Origin of the sequence: Inmirania thermothiophila, assembly GCF_003751635.1 — a bacterium.
Classification (GTDB): domain Bacteria; phylum Pseudomonadota; class Gammaproteobacteria; order DSM-100275; family DSM-100275; genus Inmirania; species Inmirania thermothiophila.
The window spans coordinates 509673-527957 of the sequence record NZ_RJVI01000002.1 but is presented as its reverse complement, the minus strand read 5'-3'; the positions used below and the strand labels follow the sequence as shown (position 1 = coordinate 527957).

Below are 18285 nucleotides of genomic sequence, written 5' to 3'. Positions count from 1 at the left end.
TCCGGGTCACGGGCGCCATTGTAGCGGCGGGGGCGGCGTCAGTCCCCGCCGGGCGCGGCCGGCGGCGGCAGCGGGATCTGCCGGCGCAGGACGTCGAAGGGGGCGCGGCGGGTCTCGTCCAGGGCGAGGGCGATGAGCGTCTGCGGCTCGCCGTCGGGCATCTGCGGCAGAAGCGACTCGAAGAAGCGCCGGTAGAAGTGATCCGGGTCCACCGTGAGCCAGACCTGCAGGGCCGCGACGCCTGCCGGGCGCGGGGCGTCGTAGAGCGCGGCGAAGGCCTCGCCCGCGGGGATGCGCGTGTCGTAGACCTCGGCGGAGAGGTCCGGCGTGACCTCGCGGCCGATCACCGCCTCCTGCAGCGTCTCGCCGAGGGCGCGCCCCGCGGCGTCCACGAGGACGGCGCGGAGGAAGACCTTCGGCGTGACGTAGGTGGGGAAATGGTGGCCGGTGCCGGTGTTGCGCACGGTGATGGTCGCCCGTACGCGCCTGGCGGAGGCCTCTTGGAAATCGACGTCGACGGTCACCGCGCGGGCGACGGTGTCCGGGTCGTGGATCCCGCGCCAGAGATGCTCGCGCTCCGGCATGTGGCATCCCTGGCACTGAACGCCCTTGGCGGCCCAGTCACTCGTGCGCCATTCCTCCACCGTGTTCTCAAGAGGCTTGCCCTCGAGGGCGTAGCCGTCTGGGCCGAACTGGTGGCAGACGCTGCAGAAGGCGGACTGCTCGAAGGCGGGCGTGGCGACGAAGCCGCCGTGCGGGCCCGAGCTGCCCACGGGGCCGCGGGCGTCGGGGTCGCGCCGCGGGGGCGGGCCGTAGCGCACGTGGGCGCGCACGTGGCAGGCGGCGCAGACGAGACCCTGGCGCTGCAGGCGCTCGGCGGCGGGGCCGGCGGCGGGGTCCTGTTCCGCGAGCGGCGCGTGGCAGCGACGGCACGCCGCGGCCGCCTCTGGCGCGAAGGTGAGGAGCTGGCCCAGCACCCCGGGCCCCATGGCGCGGGCGTGCCGGCTTCCCTTCCACGCCTCCCACTGGGCGCGGTGGCAGGCGGCGCAGGCCTCGGGGTCGAGGCGGGCCTCGAGGGGGCTGTATCCGGGCGGCGGCTCGCCCTGCGGCGGCAGGGGATCGGCCCAGTGCCGGGCGAGGAAGGCGTCCAGGCCCGCGGCCTGGGCGGAGGCGCCGGCGAGGAGGAGCAACAGGACGGCGACGATCCGGTTCATGGCGGGCTCCCTGGGGTGTCGGCATGCATGCGCCCGACCCTCGTGCGGGCGAGTGGGGTGGCGGGGTCGGGCGAGGCCTGGGCTGCTGCCGGGGTCGGGGTGTGGGTCACGGCCGTGGGGTGGCGTCGGCGGCGCAGCGGAAGCCGATGAGGACGTGCTTGAGGCCGGCGGGGCGGCAGTGGCGGGCCGCCCCCCGCGTGACCCCGGGGAAGTCGTCCCAGGAGCCCCCCTTGACGATCCAGGCACCGTCGCGGTCCGGGCAGGGCGTCGCCGTCCATTCGAAGACCTGTCCGGCCATGTCCAGCACGCCCCAGGGGCTCGCCCCGGCGGGGCGGCTGCCCACCGGCTCGGTCTCGAAGGGGCCGGCGTCGCGGCTGTTGAGACGGACGGGGTCGAAGCGGTTCCCCCAGGGCCAGTAGCGGCCGTCGGTGCCCCGTGCGGCCTTCTCCCACTCGGCCTCGGTGGGCAGGCGCGCGCCGCGCCAGCGGCAGTAGGCGACCGCATCGGCGTGGGTGACGAGGACCACGGGGTGATCCGCCCGCCCGGGCGGAGGGCGGCCGTCACGCCAGACGAAACGGAGGGCGGTCGCATAGGGGTGGACGAGCCCGTAGCCTTGCCACTCGGCGGCCCGCACCGTCGGGACAGGGTGGCCGGTCGCGGCGACGAAGCGGGCGTAGTCGGCCTGGGTGACCGGGGTGCGGTCGATCCGGAAGGCGGCGAGGTGGACGCGGCGGCGGGTCTCGTTTTCGAACCAGGCGTAGTCGCGGGCGGCGGTGCTGCCGCGGGCGAGGTCGAGGGCATAGGCCAGGGCGCGCTCCTCCTGCGTGCTGCCCATCCAGAAGGCTCCCGCGGGGATCGTGACCATGGTCGCGAAGGCCGCCGCGGGACCCGTCGACCGTGCGAGGGTCCAGAGCCGTCCCAGCACGGCGGCGCACCGGGCCCGATGAGGGCCGGGCGGGCGCGTGGGCAGGGGGTGGGCCGGTGCCGCCGCGGCGCGGCGGCACCGGCACCCGTTCGGGCTCAGTAGCCGGCGGCGCACGGATTGCCCATGCGCTTCTTCATCCCGCAGGGATTGCCCCAGCCCTTGTTGGCGGCGCAGGGGTTCTTGGTCGCACACGGGTTGCCGGCGGCACAGGGATTGCCGCCCATGCCCTTCTTCATGGCGCAGGGGTTGCCCATGGCGCAGGGATTGCTGCCCATGCCCTTCTTCATGGCGCACGGGTTGCCTGCGGCGCAGGGGTTGCCGCCTGCCATCGCGGTCCGGATGAACTGCTTCTGCACCACGTCGGTGGTGTAGTAGGTCAGGGCCGCGAGCTCCTTGGAGTGCCACGGAAGCGGCTTGCCCTGCATGGGCACCACCAGGCAGATCTGGACCATCTCGTCGGCGTCGATGGTGGCCTTACCGGCCTGGGATGCGGCCATGGCGACGCGATGCGGGAACGGCTTGGTGAAGGTGGCCTTGTTGAAGAGCGCGCCGTTGGCATGGCAGCTGTTGCAGGACGTCCCGTTGGTGCTCAGGGAGGTGTCCTTCCACAGCCGGGCCCCGAGGCGCACCAGTTCGGCACGTGAGGCGCGGTCGAAGAGGTGCGTCCCGGCCGGGCGCGTGATCATGCGCGCGAGGCGCGGGTCACCCTTCGCCTTGGCCGCGCAGGGATTGCCCGCGGCACAGGGGTTGCCCATGGGCTTCTTCATGGCGCAGGGGTTGCCCATGGCGCACGGGTTGGCGCCCATGTCCTTCTTCATGGCGCAGGGGTTTCCCATGGCGCAGGGGTTGCCCATGCCCTTCTTCATGGCGCACGGGTTGCCCATGGCGCAGGGGTTTGCCGCCATCAGGGTCGCGGTCGCCGCGGCCGCCCGCGGCGGGGCGAGCCCGGCCAGGAGCAGCAGCGCGGCGACGGCGACGGCGGCGTGGAGAAACGAACGGCTTCGCGACATGATCTCGACTCCTTCCTCGTGGCTGGGTCCGGCCGGTGCCTTCCGGCCTTGTCAGGGCCACCCAAGTATGGCCGATCCGCGGACGGGCGGGGCCCGCACGTCCAATGGGAAAGACCGGGCCGCGCCGCCGAACCTTTCCGCATCCGCGGTGGGGAAGGTTCGGCGGCGTCTGCGGGTCCCGTATGGGCATGGAGAGGACGAGCGCGAGGCGGAACGCGGTGGCGCTGGCGGCGATGCTCGCCGCCACCGGCTGCAGCGGGCTGGTGCAGCGGGCGGGCGGCAGCCTGGCGGAAGGGGTCGCGGAGGCGGCCATGCGCCACGACGACCCGGAGCTGGTGGCGGCCGCGCTCCCCGGCTATCTGATCCTCGCCGATGCCGCGGTGCAGGCCGCGCCGAGGGACGGGGACGCCCTCGTGCGGGCGGCCCGCCTCTATGCGGCCTACGCCGGGGCGCTGGTACGGGATCCCGCCCGCCGCCGACGCCTGAGCGAGCGGGCCCTCGGCTATGCCCGGCGGGCGGCGTGCCTGCGCTCCGGCACGGGCTGCACCCTGCGCGGCGAGGGCTTGCGGGCGGTCCTCGCGGGGGCCACCGCGGAGGATGTCGAGCCCCTCTATGCCCTCGCCACCGCGTGGCTGGTCTGGATCGAGGCGCGCCGGGAGGACTGGGGCGCCCGCGCCGAGCTGGCCGAGGCGGAGCTGGTGCTTCGGCGGGTGGCGGCGCTGGCGCCGGATCACGACGACGGCGGGGTCCAGCTCCAGCTCGGCGTGCTCTCGGCCCTGGTGCCGCCCGCCCTCGGCGGGGACCCTGAGGCGGCGCGCCGGCACTTCGAGCGGGCGCTGCGTCTGAGCGGCGGGAAGCGGCTCATGGTGAAGGTCCTGATGGCCGAGCACCTGGCGCGGGCCGTGGGCGATCGGCGCCTCCACGACCGTCTGTTGCGCGAGGTGCTCGCGGCGGATCCCGAGGCCGGCCGTCACACCCTCGAGAACGTGCTGGCGAGGCGCCGTGCGCGGGCGCTCCTGGAGGAGGCGGACCGCGTCTTCGGGGACGGAGGCTGAGGACCCCGGAAGGGGACGAGAGGAGCGGGAGATGGGCACGAGACGGTGGAGGGAGGAAGGATGGCGGCGCCTGCGGGCCCTGGCGGCCGGGATGCTCCTGGGGCTTGCGGCGACCCCGGCGGCGGCCCTGGAGCTCAAGCTCGCGACGCTGGCCCCCGAGGGCTCATCCTGGATGGCCCGGCTCCGGCAGGCGGACGCGGAGATCCGCGAGGCCACCGGCGGCCGCGTGGGGCTGCGCCTCTTCGGTGGCGGGGTGATGGGGGACGACGTCAGCGTCCTGCGCAAGATGCGCATCGGTCAGCTCCACGGCGGCATCTTCACCGCGGGCTCGCTCGCCGCCCTCTCGCCGGAGCTGGAGCTCTACAGCCTGCCGTTCCTGTTCCGCTCCCACGCGGAGGTGGCGCGGGTGCGGGCCCGCTTCGACGGCGAGCTCCTGGGGGGCCTTGCCGCCCACGGGCTCGAGGGCATCGGCATCGCCGGCGGGGGCTTCGCCTACGTGATGTCGCGCGAGCCGGTGCGCGCGGTGGCCGACCTGGAGGGCCGCAAGGTCTGGATGCCGGCCGGTGATCCTCTCGCCGGGGCGGTGATGAAGGCGGTGCTTGCGGCCACCTCCGGCATCACGGTGGTCCCGCTGCCCCTCGGCGACGTCTACGCGGCGTTGCAGACGGGGCTGGTGGACACGGTGGCGACCTCGGCCATCGGCGCCATCGTGCTGCGATGGAACGCCGCGGTGCGCTATCTCACGGACGTGCCGCTGCTCTACGTCTATGCCGTCCTCGTGGTGGACCGCAAGGCCCTGGCGCGGATCGCCGCCGCGGACCGCGGGCGGGTGGTGGAGGCGCTGCGGCGCGCCTTCGCCGACATCGACCGCGGCAACGTCGAGGAAGAGGCGCGTGCCCGCGAGGCCCTGCGTGCGCAGGGGGTGAGCTTCGTCACGCCGGAACCGGAGGAGCTCCGCCGCTGGCGGGAGCTGGGGCGGACGGCGCGGGCGCTGCTGATCCGCACCGGGGGCGTCGACCCGGCACGGGTGGCCCACCTCGAGCAGGCGCTCGCCGAGCTGCGGGGGGAGGGGCGGTGAGCACCCGCGCGCCCTGCGCGCCGTGGTGGCCCGGCGCCCGCGAGGCCGGCGAGTCGCGCCTGCTCAGGGCGCTGGCGTGGGCGGAGGATGCCGTGCTGGTGCTCACCCTGGGGCTGCTCGTGGGTCTGGGGGCGGCGGCGATGGCGCTGCGCAACCTGGGTCTCGATGGCCTCGCCTGGGCCGAACCCGCCGCCCGCCAGGTGGTGCTGTGGCTGGTGTTCCTGGGCGCGGTGGTGGCCGCGCGGGAGGACCGGCACATCGCCATCGAGGTCCTCGCGCGCGCCTTGCCCGCGCGCTGGGAGGATGCCGGCGCCGGGTTTGCGCGCCTGTTCGCCGCCGCCGCCAGCGCGGCGGTGGCCTGGCACGCGGCGCGCCTGGGCTGGATGGAACGGGGCGCCGGGGGCGGGGGGGCGGTGCCGCTGGCGCTCCAGGACGGGGTGATGGTCGCGGCCTTCGCCCTCATCGCCTTCCACTACCTGCTGCACGCGCTGGGGCGGCTGCGCTGCCTGGTGCGGGGGCGGTCGCGATGAGCTGGGCGCTGCTGCCGGCGGTGCTCGTGGGGGCGCCGCTCTTCGCCCTCGTCGCGGTGGCCTCGATGGCGGGCTTCGCCGCCGAGGGCGTGGATCCGGCGGCGCTGGTGGTGGAGGTGCTGCGCCTGGGGCAGACGCCGGTGCTGGCGGCGGTGCCGATGTTCACCCTCGCCGGCTACGTCCTCAGCGAGGCCCGCACCGCCGACCGGCTGGTGGCGCTGAGCTGCGCCACCCTCGGCTGGATGCCGGGCGGTCTGGCGCTGGTCTCCCTGGTCGCCTGCGCCCTCTTCACCGCCTTCACGGGGGCCTCGGGGGTGACCATCATCGCCCTCGGGGCGCTGCTCTACCCGGCGCTGCGCAAGGCCGGCTACGGCGAGCGCTTCAGCCTCGGCCTCGTCACCAGCGCCGGCAGCCTCGGGCTGCTCTTCGCCCCCTCGCTGCCGCTCATCCTCTACGGGGTGGTGGTGCAGCAGATGGAGGGGGTGAGCGGGGTCACCATCGAGCGGCTCTTCCTCGCCGGCCTCGTCCCGGGGCTGCTGATGGTGGCGGCCATGAGCGCATGGGCGATCTGGGTCCAGCGCGGGCGGCGCGGCGGCTGCGCCCCCTTCTCGCGGCAGGAGCTCGCGCGGGCGCTGTGGGCCGCGCGCTGGGAGCTGCCGATCCCGCCGCTCGTCCTCGGGGGCATCTACGGCGGCTGGCTCGCGGTGTCGGAGGTGGCGGTGGCGGTGCTCCTCTACGTCATCCTGGTGGAGGTGGTGATCCTGCGCGAGGTCGGCCCGCGGCGCCTGCTCTGGGCGGTGCGCGAGTCCGCGGTGCTGGTGGGGGCGGTGTTCGTCATCGTCGGCACCGCGCTCGCCTTCACCAACCTCCTCGTGGAATGGGACCTGCCGGCGCGGCTGACGGCGGCGGTGCAGGCCCACCTGGCGTCGCGCTGGCAGTTCCTGCTCGCCCTCAACGTCTTCCTCCTGCTCCTCGGGGCGGTCCTGGACGTGTTCTCGGCGCTGGTGATCGTCGTGCCCCTGCTCGTGCCCCTGGCGCGGGCCTACGGGGTCGATCCCCTGCACCTGGGCGTCATCTTCCTCGCCAACATGCAGATCGGCTACTTCACGCCCCCGGTGGGGATGAACCTCTTCATCGCCAGCCACCGACTGGGCCGGCCGGTGCTCGCCCTGTACCGGGCCGCGGTGCCGTTCATGCTGCTCCTGATGGCGGTGGTGCTGGTGATCACCTTCGTGCCCTCGCTGAGCCTGGGGCTCGCCGGCGCGGGCTGAGGGCCGGTGGAGGCGGGGGGCGGGGGCGGGGCATAATGGCCCCATGGCGTCGTCGCAGCCGGTGCTGGTGGTGGCGATCTCCTCGCGGGCCCTCTTCGACCTGGAGGAGAGCCACCAGGTCTTCGTCGAGCAGGGCGTCGAGGCCTATGCCCGCTATCAGATCGCGCGCGAGGACGAGCCGCTGGCGCCCGGCGTGGCCTTCCCGCTGGTGCGCAAGCTCCTGGCCCTCAACGAGGGCGGGCGGCGCCGGGTGGAGGTCATCCTGCTGTCGCGCAACAGCGCCGACACCGGGCTGCGGGTGTTCAACTCGATCCGCCACCACGGGCTGGACATCAGCCGCGCGGCCTTCACCGGCGGACGCTCCCCGTACCGCTACGTGGCCCCGTTCGGGGCCCAGCTCTTCCTCTCCGCCGATGCCGACGACGTGCGTCGCGCCCTCGAGGCCGGCCTCGCCGCGGCGGTGATCCTGCCGGCGCGCAGCGGGGCCGCGGGGGACGGGGAGCTGCGCATCGCCTTCGACGGCGACGCCGTGCTCTTCTCCGACGAGGCCGAGCGGGTCTATCAGCGGGAGGGCCTGGAGGCCTTCCAGCGCACCGAGGCGGAATCGGCGCACGAGCCGCTCGCGGGCGGGCCGTTCAAGCCCTTCCTCGCGGCCCTGCACGCGATTCAGCGCGAGTTCCCCGCGGGTCGCTGCCCGGTCCGCACCGCGCTCGTGACCGCGCGCGCGGCGCCGGCGCACGAGCGGGTCATCCGCACCCTGCGCGCGTGGGAGATCCGCATCGACGAGGCCTTCTTCCTCGGCGGGCTGCCCAAGGGGGCGTTCCTGCGCGCCTTCGGCGCCGACATCTTCTTCGACGATCAGCGGCGCCACTGCGAGGACGCGGCCGCCCACGTGCCCGCCGGGCACGTGTCCCACGGCGTCGTGAACGAGCCCCTGCGCGAGGCGGGCGAGGGCTGATGGAGGCGGTGGACGCCATCGCCCTGGGGATGGGGGCGGCCTGGGCCTCGGGGATCAATCTCTACGCCGCGGTCTTCATGCTGGGGCTGCTGCAGCGCATGGGGCACATCGTCCTGCCGCCGGACCTGGCCTTCGTCGCCGACCCGCTGGTGATGGGGGCGGCGGGCCTCCTGTATCTCGCCGAGTTCTTCGCCGACAAGACCCCCGGCGTGGACACGGGATGGGACGCGCTGCACGCGTTCGTGCGCATCCCGGGCGGGGCGATCCTCGCCGCCGGCGCCCTCGGCGAGCTCAGCCCCGCAGCGGAGCTCGCGGGCTATCTGCTGGGTGGCGGGCTGGCCGCCGGCAGCTACACCCTCAAGGCCGGCGGGCGGGTGCTCATCAACACCTCCCCCGAGCCCTTCACCAACTGGGCCGCCTCGATCGCCGAGGACGTGGCCGTGATCGCGGGGCTCTGGACCGCGCTGCGCCACCCGTGGCTGTTCCTCGGGCTGCTGGTGCTCTTCCTCGTCGTCCTCGCCTGGCTGCTGCCGCGGCTCTGGCGCGGCATCCGGGCGCTGGCGGCGCGCATCGGGCGCCGGGGCGGCGGAGGCGGACGGCGGGCCGAGGAGGGATAGCCGACGCGCGTCCCGCTCAGGCCGGTCCCTGCCGTCCGGCCTCGATCTCGCGCCGGACCTGATCCATGTCGAGCTCCCGGATCTTGCGCAGAAGCTCCTCGAGCGCCTGCGCCGGGAGCAGCCCCGGCTGGGCGAAGACGATGATCTGCTCGCGAAAGGCCATCACCGTGGGGATGGAGCGGATCTGGAAGGCGGCGGCGAGCTCCTGCTCCTCCTCGGTGTTGACCTTGGCGAAGACCACGTCCGGATGCCGCTCCGAGACCTCCTCGTAGATGGGCGCGAAGCTCTTGCAGGGCCCGCACCACGGGGCCCAGAAGTCCACCAGCACGATGGGGTGGCGGTCGATGGTGTCCTTGAAGTTGTCCTTGGTGAGGGTGACGGTGGCCATGGCAGCGCTCCCGAGGATTGGTATATGATGAAATGCTAACAGAGAAGGCGGGCGAAGGCGAATGCCCGGGGCGGCCCCCCGCCGTCCCGGGCCGGTCTCAGGCCAAGGCCGAGAGGATGCGCTCGCGCACCTCGTCGAGGCCGCCGACGCCGGAGACGGCCACGTACCTCGGCGCCCGCGGGTCGCCGCTTTCGGCCCACGCCCTGTAGAAGTGGACCAGCGGCTCGGTCTGCTCGTGGTAGACCTTGAGGCGGGCCCGCACCGTCTCCTCCTTGTCGTCGTCGCGCTGCACCAACGGCTCGCCGGTGACGTCGTCCCTGCCTTCCACCTTGGGGGGGTTGAAGACCACGTGGTAGGTGCGGCCCGAGCCCGGGTGCACGCGCCGCCCGCTCATGCGCCGCACGATCTCCTCGTCGTCCACCTGGATCTCCACCACGTAGTCGATGTCGATCCCCTGGTCGCGCAGGGCCTCGGCCTGGGGGATGGTGCGGGGGAAGCCGTCGAGGAGGAAGCCGTTGCCGCAGTCGGGCTGCGCCAGCCGCTCCCGCACCAGCGCCAGGATCAGATCGTCCGGCACCAGCTGTCCCGCCTCCATGAGGGCCTTGGCCTTGCGGCCGAGCTCGGTGCCCGCCTTGACCGCGGCGCGCAGCATGTCGCCGGTGGAGATCTGCGGGATGCCGAAGCGCTCGCAGATGGCCTGGGCCTGGGTGCCTTTGCCCGCGCCGGGCGGGCCCAAGAGGATGATGCGCACGAGCTCTCCCTCCCTTGCTTGCCTTACGCGTGGATCCGAAGGGACCGGATCATGCCACGGCCCGCGCCGGGTGCGGAAATCGGCGGCGTTGATGGGGACCGAGATCGGGTTGATGGCGCGCGCGGGGGGTCAGCCCCGGCGGCGGCGCAGGGCGTGGGCGACGCGGGAGGCGGGCGCGCGCTCGAGCGCCGCGGCGATCCACCAGGCGGTGTCCACCACGGCGTCGAGATCGACGCCGGTCTCGATGCCGAGGCCGTGGAGCAGGTAGAGCACGTCCTCGGTGGCGACGTTGCCGGCCGCCCCCGGGGCGTAGGGACAGCCGCCGAGGCCGCCCACGGCGCTGTCGACCACCGAGACGCCGAGCTCGAGCACGGCGTAGATGTTGGCCAGGGCCTGGCCGTAGGTGTCGTGGAAGTGGACCGCGAGCTGCCCGACCGGGACTTCCCGGGCCACCGCCTTCACCAGGGCGCGGGCGCGGCCGGGGGTGCCGACGCCGATGGTGTCGCCGAGGGAGATCTCGTAGCAGCCCATGGCGTGGAGGGCCGCCGCCACGCGCACCACCGCCTCCGGCGCCACCGCGCCCTCGTAGGGGCAGCCGAGGACGCAGGAGACGTAACCGCGCACGGCGAGCCCCGCGGCGCGGGCGCGGGCCACCACCGGGGCGAAGCGGGCCAGGCTCTCGTCGACGGTGCAGTTGATGTTGCGGCGAGAGAAGGTCTCGGACGCGGCGGCGAAGACGGCGATCTCGCGCGCGCCCGCCGCCAGGGCCCGCTCGAGGCCCTTCTCGTTGGGCACCAGCACCGGGTAGCGCACCCCGGGGCGGGGAGGCAGGGCGGCGAGCACGGCCTCGGTGTCGGCCATCTGCGGCACCCACCGGGGGGAGACGAAGCTGCCGGCCTCCACCGCGGCGAGGCCGGCGTCGGCGAGCCGCCGCACGAGCTCGGCGCGGATCTGCACCGGGACGGTGCGGGGTTCATTTTGGAGGCCGTCGCGGGGGCCGACCTCGACGATGCGCACACGCGCCGGCAGGCTCACGCTGCGGCCTCCTCCGGCTCGATCACCACCAGCACCGTCCCCTCGCTCACCTGCTCGCCCTCGGCGCAGCGCACGGCGCTGACGCGCCCGGCCGCCGGCGCGGTGAGGGTGTGCTCCATCTTCATGGCCTCCAGCACCAGGAGGCGGGCGCCCTGCGCCACCGTGTCCCCCTCGCGCACGGCGACGGCGACGATGCGCCCCGGCATGGGCGCGGTGACGGTGCCGGTGACGCCGGCCCCGCCCTCGGCCCCGGCGGCGAGCCTCGGCAGCCGCAGCCGGTGCTGCCCGCCGTGCCAGCAGACCACGATCTCGCCCTCGGCCTCCAGCACGGTGGCGGTGAAGCGCACCCCGTCGAGGACGGCGGTGAGCTCGCCGTCGGCGCCGAGCTCGCCGCGCGCGGCGAGGCTGCGCCCGTCGAGCTCGATGACGTGGCCCTCGGGGCGGAAGTGGACCGTCACCGCGCGCTCCTCCTCCCCGTCCAGGAAGCGCAGCGCGTGGCGGCTCTCGGCGTTGAGCCGCCAGCCCGTGGTCAGGTGCCAGGGCGACCAGGGGTCGCCGGAGCGGGCGGCCCGTTCCGCCGCCTCGGCGGCGCGGCGGGCGAGGAGGTAGAGCGCGGCGAGGGCGAGCGCGGTGTCCGGGGCGCGCGCCTGCTCGGCGATCAGGGCGTGGCGGTGGCGCTCCACGAAGCCGGTGTCCACGGCGCCCTCGGCGAAGGCGGGATGGGCGGCGATGGCGCGCAGCATCTCGAGGTTGGTGGCGGGTCCGACCACGTGGCACCGGGCGAGGGCCTGGCGCAGGCGGCGCACGGCGGCGGGGCGGTCGCGGTCGGCGACGATGAGCTTGGCGATCATGGGGTCGTAGTGGACCGTGACCTCGTCGCCTGCGCGCACGCCAGTGTCCACCCGCACGTGCGGGTTCTCCTCCGGCAGCCGCAGCAGGCGCAGCCGCCCGGTGGAGGGCAGGAAGCCGCGCGCCGGGTCCTCGGCGTAGAGGCGCACCTCGATGGCGTGGCCGCTGCGCTCCACCTGGTTCTGGCCGAAGGGCAGGGCCTCGCCGGCGGCGATGCGCAGCTGCCACTCCACGAGGTCGAGGCCGGTGATCATCTCCGTCACCGGGTGCTCCACCTGCAGGCGCGTGTTCATCTCCATGAAGAAGAACTCGCCGCGCTCGGGGTCGTAGAGGAACTCCACGGTGCCGGCACCGACGTAGCCCACCGCGCGCGCCGCCTGCACCGCCGCCTCGCCCAGACGCACGCGCAGCGCCTCCGGCAGCCCCGGCGCCGGCGCCTCCTCGACGATCTTCTGGTGGCGGCGCTGAATCGAGCAGTCGCGCTCGAAGAGATGCAGCACCCGCCCGTGGGCGTCGGCGAGGATCTGCACCTCCACGTGCCGCGGCCGCTCGAGGTAGCGCTCGAGGAGCACGGTCTCGTCGCCGAAGGCGCCGCGGGCCTCGCGCCTCGCCGCGGCGAGGGCCTCGGCGAAGGTCGCCAGGTCGCGCACCACGCGCATGCCCTTGCCGCCGCCGCCGGCGGAGGGCTTGATGAGCAGCGGCGGGCCGATCCGCTCGGCGGCCGCGCGCAGGCCCGCCTCGTCCTGCGCCTCGCCGTGGTAGCCGGGCAGCAGCGGCACGCCGGCCTGCTCCATGAGGGCCTTGGCCGCGCGCTTCGAGCCCATGGCGCGGATCGCCTCCGCCGGCGGGCCGACGAAGACGATGCCGGCGGCGGCGCAGGCCTCGGCGAAGTCCGGGTTCTCGGCGAGGAAGCCGTAGCCCGGGTGGATGGCGTCGGCCCCGGCGGCGCGCGCCGCCGCGATCACGGCGTCCACGGCCAGGTAGCTCTCCGCCGGCGCCGGCGGCCCGATGCGCCGGGCCTCGTCGGCCATGGCCACGTGCAGGGCGTCGGCGTCGGCGTCGGAATAGACGGCGACGGTGCGCAGGCCGAGGCGGCGCGCGGTGCGGATGATGCGGCAGGCGATCTCGCCGCGGTTGGCGATGAGGAGGCGCTCGAACATGTCAGCCGTCCGGCCGCCGGCGCCAGGCGGGCTCGCGCTTCTCGAGGAAGGCGCCGATGCCTTCGCGCCCCTCGGCGGAGGCGCGCACGCGCGCGATCCACTCCGCCGTGCGCCGCATCAGGGCCTCGTCCACGGGGCGGTGGGCGACGGCGTCCACCAGCGCCTTGGCCTCCGCCAGCGCCTCCGGGCCGTTGCCGGCGAGCTGGCGCGCGAGCTCGAGGCCGCGCGCGCGCAGGCCCTCGGCCGGCACCACCTCGTGCACCAGCCCCAGGCGGCGGGCCTCCTCGGCGTCGAAGCGCTCGGCGGTGAGGATGTAGCGCCGCGCCGCCCGCATCCCCATGGCCTGCACCACGTAGGGGCTGATCACCGCAGGCAGGATGCCGAGACGGACCTCGGTGAGGGCGAAGCGGGCCTCGGGGGCGGCGAGGGCGATGTCGCAGCAGGCCACGAGCCCGACGCCGCCGCCGAAGGTGGCGCCGTGGACGAGGGCGATGGTGGGCCGGGGCAGGCGGTAGAGGGTCTCGAGCATGCGCGCCAGCCCCATCGCGTCCTCGACGTTCTCGGCCTCGGAGTAGCCGGCCATGCGCCGCATCCAGTTGAGGTCGGCGCCGGCGGAGAAGCTGCGCCCCTCGGCGGCGAGCAGGACCACGCGCACCCGCGGGTTCTCGGCGAGCCCGCGGAAGATGCCGGCGAGCCGCGCGATGAGCTCGTCGTCGAAGGCGTTGTGGAGCTCGGGGCGGTTGAGGGTGACGGTGGCGAAGCCCTCGTCGTCGATCTCGGTGCGTACCGGTTCGCTGCTCATGGTCACATCCGGAAGATGCCGTAGTCGGTCTCGGGGATCGGGGCGTTGAGGGCCGCCGACAGCCCCAGCCCCAGCACCATGCGGGTCTCGGCGGGGTCGATGATGCCGTCGTCCCACAGCCGCGCGGTGGCGTAGTAGGGGTGGCCCTGGGTCTCGTACTGGGCCCGGATGGGGGCCTTGAAGGCCTCCTCCTCCTCGGGGTCCCAGCGCTCGCCCCGCGCCTCCATGGCGTCGCGGCGGATCTGGGCGAGCACGTTGGCGGCCTGCTCGCCGCCCATCACCGAGATGCGAGCGTTGGGCCACGTCCAGAGGAAGCGCGGGTCGTAGGCGCGCCCGCACATGGCGTAGTTGCCGGCGCCGAAGCTGCCGCCGATGATCACGGTCAGGCGCGGCACGCGGGCGCAGGCCACCGCGGTCACCATCTTGGCCCCGTCCTTGGCGATGCCCCCGGCCTCGTACTTGCTGCCCACCATGAAGCCGGTGACGTTCTGCAGGAAGACCAGCGGGATGCCGCGCTGGGCGCAGAGCTGGACGAAGTGCGCCCCCTTCAGGGCCGACTCGGAGAAGAGGATGCCGTTGTTGGCGACGATGCCCACCGGGTAGCCCCAGATGCGGGCGAAGCCGCACACCAGCGTGGTGCCGTAGAGGGCCTTGAACTCGTCGAACTCGGAGCCGTCGACGATGCGGGCGATGACCTCGCGCACCTCGAAGGGCTTGCGCACGTCCTCGGGGATGAGGCCGTAGAGCTCCTCGGGGTCGTAGACGGGGGCGCGCGGCGGGGCCACATCCACCGGGACCTGCTTGCGGTGGTTGAGGTTGGCCACCACGCGGCGGGCGATCTCGAGGGCGTGGGCGTCGTCGAGGGCGTAGTGGTCGGTCACGCCCGAGGTGCGGCAGTGCACGTCGGCGCCGCCGAGGTCCTCGGCGCTCACCACCTCGCCCGTGGCCGCCTTCACCAGCGGCGGGCCGCCGAGGAAGATGGTGCCCTGGCGGCGCACGATGATGCTCTCGTCCGACATCGCCGGGATGTAGGCGCCGCCGGCGGTGCAGGAGCCGTGCACCACCGCGATCTGGGGGATGCCGCGCGCGGACAGGTTGGCCTGGTTGTAGAAGATGCGGCCGAAGTGCTCGCGGTCCGGGAAGACCTCGTCCTGGCGCGGCAGGTTGGCCCCGCCCGACTCCACCAGGTAGATGCAGGGCAGGTGATTGGCGGCCGCGATCTCCTGGGCGCGCACGTGCTTCTTGACCGTGATGGGGTAGTAGCTGCCGCCCTTCACCGTGGGGTCGTTGCACACGATCATGCACTCGCGCCCGGCGACCCGGCCGATGCCGGTGATGATGCCGCCGGCGGGGACGTCCTCGCCGTCGTAGAGGCGGTAGCCCGCAAGCTGCGACAGCTCCAGGAAGGGCGCGCCCACGTCCAGCAGCCGCTGGATGCGCTCGCGGGGCAGGAGCTTGCCCCGCTCCACGTGGCGGCGCCGGGCGCGCTCGCCGCCGCCGAGGGCGGCCTGGGCCACCTTCGCCCGCAGGTCGGCGACCAGCGCCTCGTTGCGGGCGTAGTTGCGCCGGTACGCCTCGGAGCGCCGGTCGATCTCGCTTCGCAGGATGCTCATGGCGCGCCGCTCCGCTGCATCGGCATGCTCGCGATCCCTACCATCCGCCGGTCTCCAGCCAGCGCTCCACCTGCCACAGCCGGTCGTTGCCCCAGAAGGGCTCGCCGTCGACGAAGAAGAACGGCGAGCCGCACACGCCGCGCGCCATGGCCTCGGCGGTGGCGGCCTTGACGCGCTCCTTGATCTCGGGGCGGGCCACGGCGGCGAGGAGCTCGTCCCGCTCGATCCCCAGGGGGGCGGCGAGCTCGGCCACCACCGCGGGGTCGGCGCCGTCGCGGTCCTCCACGAAGACGGCGCGGAAGACCGCCCGGGCGAGGGCCCGGGCCTTCGCCTCGTCGCGCTCGGCGAGCCAGTAGAAGGCCCGCGCCGGCGCCAGGCCGGCCTTGGGAAACGCGCTGGGGAGGCGGAAGGGGGCGCCGATGAGGCGGGCCGAGCGCGCGAAGTCGTGCCGCGCATAGTCGCCGAGCAGCGGGATCTCCACCAGGGGCGCGAGCCCCTGCCGCTGGAAGATCGGCCCCAGGAGGAAGGGCCGCCACACCGTCGCGCGGCCGTGGCGGGCGGCGATCTCGTCGATCTGCAGGCTCGCGAGATACCCGTAGGGGGAGTAGAAGTCGAACCAGAACTCCACCGGCGCGGCCATGGCTCAGCCCCTTGCGATCTCGCGCGCGATGATCATGCGCTGGATCTCGCTCGTGCCCTCGTAGATCTGGGCGATGCGCACGTCGCGGTAGATGCGCTCCACGGGGAAGTCGCGCGTGTAGCCGTAGCCGCCGTGGATCTGGATCGCGTCGGAGCAGACCCGCTCGGCCATCTCCGAGGCGAAGAGCTTGGCCATGCAGGCCTCCTTGAGGCAGGGCTCGCCGGCATCGCGCAGGGCCGCCGCGTGCAGCACCAGGCCGCGGGCGGCCTCGATCTGCGTGGCCATGTCGGCGAGCTTGAAGGCCACCGCCTGGTGCTCGAGGATGGGCCGGCCGAAGGTCTCGCGCTCGCGCGCATAGGCGAGCGCCGCCTCCCACGCCGCGCGCGCCATCCCCACCGACTGCGCGGCGATGCCGATGCGCCCGCCCTCGAGGTTGGAGAGCGCGATGCGGTAGCCCTCGCCCTCGGCCCCCAGCAGGTGCTCGGGCCCCAGGCGCAGGTCCTCGAACACGATCTGGGCGGTGTCCGATGCGTGCTGGCCGAGCTTCTCCTCGATCCGCGCCACCCGGTAGCCGGGGCTGTCGGTGGGGACGAGGAAGGCGCTGATGCCGCGGCGGCCGGCCTCGGGGTCGGTGACCGCGAAGACCAGGGCGAGGTCGGCGTTCTTCCCGGAGGTGATGAACTGCTTGACCCCGTTGAGGACCCAGCCGTCGCCGTCGCGCACCGCACGGGTGCGGATGGCGGCGGCGTCCGATCCGGCGTGGGGCTCGGTGAGGCAGAAGGTGCCGAGCATCTCGCCGCGCGCCAGGGGCCTGAGCCAGCGCGCCTTCTGCGCCTCGGTGCCGTAGCGCAGCAGCGGCATGCACACGAGGGAGTTGGTGACGCTGAGGATGGTGGAGCAGGCCCCGTCGGCGGCGGCGATCTCCTCGAGGATGAGGGCGAGGCTGACGTGGTCGGCGCCGACGCCGCCCCAGGCCTCGGGCACGAGGACGCCGAAGAAGCCCAGCTCGGCGGCCTGGGCGAGCTCCTCACGGGGGAAGCGGCCGGTGCGGTCGCGCTCGGCCGCCCCCGGGGCGAGCACGCCCTGGGCGAACTCCCGCGCCGCCTCGCGGATGAGCCGCTGCTCCTCGGTCAGCAGCATGGCGACGCCCTCCTGTGCCGGCGGCCCCGCGCCGCGGCGCGGGCCGAGGGGCCGCTCACAGCCGCTCCACCGCGATCGCGGTGGCCTCGCCGCCGCCGATGCAGAGGGAGGCCACACCGCGGCGCAGGTCGTACTTCTCCAGGGCGTTGAGGAGCGTGACGAGGATGCGCGCCCCGGAGGCACCGATGGGGTGGCCGAGGGCGCAGGCGCCGCCGTGGACGTTGACCTTCTCGTGGGGGATCTCCAGCTCCTTCATCGCCGCCATGGTGACCACCGCGAAGGCCTCGTTGACCTCGAAGAGATCCACGGCGCCGACGCCCCAGCCGAGGCGCTCGAGGAGCTTGCGCATGGCGCCCACCGGGGCGGTGGTGAACCACGCCGGCTCCTGGGCGTGGGTGGCGTGACCGTGGATCACCGCCAGCGGCCGCAGCCCCCGCCGCTCGGCCTCCGAGCGGCGCATGAGCACCAGCGCGGCGGCGCCGTCGGAGATGGAGCTGGCGTTGGCGGCGGTGACGGTGCCGTCCTTGCGGAAGGCCGGCCGCAGCTGCGGGATCTTGTCCGGGCGCGCGGTGCGCGGACCCTCGTCGGTGGCCACCTCCACCTCGCCCTTGCGCGTGGCCACCTTCACGGGGACGATCTCGCGCGCGAAGGTGCCGTCCTCGGTGGCCTTGCGGGCGCGCTCGAGGGAGGCGAGGGCGAAGGCGTCCTGCTGCTCGCGGGTGAAGGCGTAGCGGGCGGCGCAGTCCTCGGCGAAGGTGCCCATGAGGCGGCCCTTGTCGTAGGCGTCCTCGAGGCCGTCGTAGAACATGTGGTCGAGGACCTGGTGATGCCCCATGCGGTAGCCCTGCCGCGCCTTGGGCAGGAGATAGGGGGCGTTGCTCATGCTCTCCATGCCGCCCGCCACCATCACCGCGGCGCTGCCGGCAAGCAGCAGGTCGTGGGCGAGCATGGTCGCCTTCATCCCCGAGCCGCACATCTTGTTGACCGTGGTGCAGCCGGCGGACAGGGGCAGCCCGGCGCCGAGGGCGGCCTGGCGGGCGGGGGCCTGGCCCTGGCCGGCGGGCAGGACGCAGCCCATGATCACCTCCTCGACGTCCCCGGGGGCGACGCCGGCGCGCTCCACCGCGGCGCGGATCGCGGCGGCGCCGAGCTCGGGGGCGGCGAGCGGCGAGAGCTCGCCCTGGAAGGCGCCCATGGGGGTGCGGACGGCGGAGACGATGACGACGGGATCGTTGTGCATGGCGTTCAC

Annotated in this window: 18 protein-coding genes and 1 pseudogene; 6 read left to right on the top strand and 13 right to left on the bottom strand. The window is 74.3% G+C overall.

Annotated elements, in window-relative coordinates:
* Nucleotides 1-38: 38 nt before the first annotated feature.
* The 3 genes from EDC57_RS08215 to EDC57_RS08205 all read right to left on the bottom strand — a co-directional run bounded on the left by EDC57_RS08215 (nt 39) and on the right by EDC57_RS08205 (nt 3149).
* Nucleotides 39-1214 carry a multiheme c-type cytochrome gene (locus tag EDC57_RS08215; protein ID WP_123401389.1) on the bottom strand — a complete coding sequence of 392 codons (1176 nt, stop codon included), beginning with the start codon at nt 1212-1214 and terminating at the stop codon, nt 39-41.
* Nucleotides 1215-1320: 106 nt separating this feature from the next.
* A complete protein-coding gene (locus EDC57_RS08210; protein WP_123401388.1) occupies nt 1321-2079 on the bottom strand; it encodes a formylglycine-generating enzyme family protein in 759 nt (252 codons plus the stop codon).
* Nucleotides 2080-2234: 155 nt separating this feature from the next.
* Nucleotides 2235-3149, bottom strand: a complete 915-nt coding sequence (locus EDC57_RS08205) for a cytochrome c peroxidase (RefSeq protein ID WP_211331933.1) — start codon at nt 3147-3149, stop codon at nt 2235-2237.
* Between the two features lie 188 nt (nt 3150-3337).
* On the opposite strand from EDC57_RS08205, the gene EDC57_RS08200 reads away from it, so the two are divergent.
* The 6 genes from EDC57_RS08200 to EDC57_RS08175 are packed head-to-tail and all read left to right on the top strand — an operon-like array spanning nt 3338 to nt 8658.
* Nucleotides 3338-4204: a TRAP transporter TatT component family protein gene (locus EDC57_RS08200; protein ID WP_170165078.1), complete on the top strand. Its 867-nt coding sequence runs from the start codon at nt 3338-3340 to the stop codon at nt 4202-4204.
* A 31-nt stretch (nt 4205-4235) separates the two neighbouring features.
* Complete coding sequence (dctP, locus tag EDC57_RS08195) at nt 4236-5282, top strand: TRAP transporter substrate-binding protein DctP (protein WP_123401386.1); 1047 nt, start codon at nt 4236-4238, stop codon at nt 5280-5282.
* Nucleotides 5279-5812 (top strand): TRAP transporter small permease, encoded by a 534-nt coding sequence (locus tag EDC57_RS08190; RefSeq protein WP_123401385.1) that lies wholly within the window; start codon nt 5279-5281, stop codon nt 5810-5812. The genes dctP and EDC57_RS08190 overlap by 4 nt, the downstream gene beginning before the upstream one ends.
* Nucleotides 5809-7083, top strand: a complete 1275-nt coding sequence (locus EDC57_RS08185) for a TRAP transporter large permease (RefSeq protein ID WP_123401384.1) — start codon at nt 5809-5811, stop codon at nt 7081-7083. The genes EDC57_RS08190 and EDC57_RS08185 overlap by 4 nt, the downstream gene beginning before the upstream one ends.
* Nucleotides 7084-7126: 43 nt before the next feature.
* The gene (locus EDC57_RS08180; RefSeq protein ID WP_123401383.1) at nt 7127-8041 is read left to right on the top strand and encodes a 5'-nucleotidase; all 915 of its coding nucleotides are present in this window, start codon (nt 7127-7129) and stop codon (nt 8039-8041) included.
* Nucleotides 8041-8658 carry a DUF4126 domain-containing protein gene (locus tag EDC57_RS08175; protein WP_123401382.1) on the top strand — a complete coding sequence of 206 codons (618 nt, stop codon included), beginning with the start codon at nt 8041-8043 and terminating at the stop codon, nt 8656-8658. Before EDC57_RS08180 ends, EDC57_RS08175 begins: the two co-directional genes overlap by 1 nt.
* A gap of 16 nt (nt 8659-8674) precedes the next feature.
* Here the strand turns inward: EDC57_RS08175 and trxA are convergent, their stop codons facing one another.
* The 10 genes and pseudogenes from trxA to EDC57_RS08130 form a co-directional block, all read right to left on the bottom strand.
* Complete coding sequence (gene trxA / locus EDC57_RS08170) at nt 8675-9046, bottom strand: thioredoxin (protein WP_123401381.1); 372 nt, start codon at nt 9044-9046, stop codon at nt 8675-8677.
* Nucleotides 9047-9143: 97 nt separating this feature from the next.
* Entirely contained in the window at nt 9144-9797 is a 654-nt protein-coding gene (adk, locus tag EDC57_RS08165; RefSeq protein ID WP_123401380.1) for an adenylate kinase, read from the bottom strand.
* A 129-nt stretch (nt 9798-9926) separates the two neighbouring features.
* Nucleotides 9927-10832 (bottom strand): hydroxymethylglutaryl-CoA lyase, encoded by a 906-nt coding sequence (locus tag EDC57_RS08160; RefSeq protein WP_123401379.1) that lies wholly within the window; start codon nt 10830-10832, stop codon nt 9927-9929.
* Nucleotides 10829-11137 (bottom strand): acyl-CoA carboxylase biotin carboxyl carrier protein subunit, encoded by a 309-nt coding sequence (locus EDC57_RS13390; protein WP_425454798.1) that lies wholly within the window; start codon nt 11135-11137, stop codon nt 10829-10831. The genes EDC57_RS08160 and EDC57_RS13390 overlap by 4 nt, the downstream gene beginning before the upstream one ends.
* Nucleotides 11114-12841 (bottom strand): annotated as a pseudogene (locus tag EDC57_RS08155) (acetyl-CoA carboxylase biotin carboxylase subunit); the annotation flags it as partial. The pseudogene EDC57_RS08155 and the gene EDC57_RS13390, both read right to left, overlap by 24 nt.
* Nucleotide 12842: 1 nt before the next feature.
* Nucleotides 12843-13643: an enoyl-CoA hydratase/isomerase family protein gene (locus EDC57_RS08150; protein WP_123401377.1), complete on the bottom strand. Its 801-nt coding sequence runs from the start codon at nt 13641-13643 to the stop codon at nt 12843-12845.
* A gap of 2 nt (nt 13644-13645) precedes the next feature.
* Nucleotides 13646-15256: a carboxyl transferase domain-containing protein gene (locus EDC57_RS08145; protein ID WP_123401376.1), complete on the bottom strand. Its 1611-nt coding sequence runs from the start codon at nt 15254-15256 to the stop codon at nt 13646-13648.
* Nucleotides 15257-15293: 37 nt separating this feature from the next.
* The gene (locus EDC57_RS08140; protein WP_123401375.1) at nt 15294-15896 is read right to left on the bottom strand and encodes a 2-hydroxychromene-2-carboxylate isomerase; all 603 of its coding nucleotides are present in this window, start codon (nt 15894-15896) and stop codon (nt 15294-15296) included.
* A gap of 3 nt (nt 15897-15899) precedes the next feature.
* Nucleotides 15900-17036: an acyl-CoA dehydrogenase family protein gene (locus EDC57_RS08135; RefSeq protein WP_123401374.1), complete on the bottom strand. Its 1137-nt coding sequence runs from the start codon at nt 17034-17036 to the stop codon at nt 15900-15902.
* Nucleotides 17037-17091: 55 nt separating this feature from the next.
* Nucleotides 17092-18276 carry an acetyl-CoA C-acetyltransferase gene (locus EDC57_RS08130; RefSeq protein WP_123401373.1) on the bottom strand — a complete coding sequence of 395 codons (1185 nt, stop codon included), beginning with the start codon at nt 18274-18276 and terminating at the stop codon, nt 17092-17094.
* Nucleotides 18277-18285: the final 9 nt, after the last annotated feature.